The organism is Tamlana crocina (genome assembly GCF_012037625.1).
This window is the reverse complement of the sequence record NZ_JAAVJS010000570.1, coordinates 1-343: the sequence shown is the minus strand read 5'-3', so window position 1 is coordinate 343 and position 343 is coordinate 1. Positions and strand designations below refer to the sequence as shown.

The 343-nt window shown below is 45.2% G+C and carries 1 pseudogene; it reads right to left on the bottom strand.

Annotated elements, in window-relative coordinates:
- Positions 1-287, bottom strand: a pseudogene (locus HC176_RS18080) (oxygenase MpaB family protein); the annotation flags it as partial.
- Between the last annotated feature and the right edge of the window lie 56 nt (positions 288-343).

The following is a 343-nucleotide window of genomic DNA, read 5'->3' as shown; positions in this document are numbered from 1 at the left end:
ATGAATAAGACATCCCGATAAGCCCAATCGGGAATTTTTTGGCCGCGCTTCTCCTCCACGTTGTTATGAATAGAATCTATAACATCAATAGCCTTTAATGCTGCCTGTTTGTCGGCAAAGACTATTTGTCGTGCATAGGAAACAGTGGAGAACAACCTACCCAAAGGATCGGATGGAAGCCGGCCGGTAAAATACAACCAGTCTACGGCTTTGTTAAGCGCAAATTCGGCCGCCGCCCCGGCAAAAATGAGGAGAACAGTATCGCCCTTTCCCCATATTTGCCGCACGACCGACTCCGGTTTTACAAAAAATTCAGTTTTTAATTCAATATCACTCATCATGT